The organism is Haloferax sp. KTX1 (assembly GCF_902410085.1).
GTDB classification, from domain to species: domain Archaea; phylum Halobacteriota; class Halobacteria; order Halobacteriales; family Haloferacaceae; genus Haloferax; species Haloferax massiliensis.
This window is the reverse complement of record NZ_CABPRH010000216.1, coordinates 1-437: the sequence shown is the minus strand read 5'-3', so window position 1 is coordinate 437 and position 437 is coordinate 1. Positions and strand designations below refer to the sequence as shown.

Sequence of the window (437 nt, the reverse complement as noted above, 5' to 3'; positions counted from 1 at the left end):
CGCCAAGAGCGACCGGCATCGCTCGACGGTCCTCAAGCGGGATTGGGACGTGCTTGTCCTTGACGAGGCTCACTATGTCAAGAATGAGGATACGGACCGCTACGATCTCATCGATCGACTTACCTACAACTACGCGTTCTTCCTGACGGCGACGCCGATTCAAAACGAACTCACCGACCTCTACAATGTCGTCTCATTATTCCGCCCTGGCCTCTTCGGAACGCGAGACGTCTTCCACCAGTACTTCATCGATAGTAGTCAGGAGACGCTCGTCAACCGGGACGAGCTACACGAGCGGTTGCACAAGGTGATGATTCGGAACAGACGGGCCGAAACGGACATCGACTTCACCGACCGGACTGTCGATACGCGAACGTTCGACCCGTCGCCGGCGGAGAGAGAACTCTACCAAGCGGTCTCGGACTATGTGAAGGGTG

Annotated in this window: 1 protein-coding gene; it reads left to right on the top strand. The window is 56.8% G+C overall.

Annotated features, from left to right (window positions below; genetic code table 11):
• The coding region (locus FY251_RS21520) for an SNF2-related protein (RefSeq protein WP_255516792.1) at window positions 1–437 on the top strand (437 nt) is incomplete at both ends.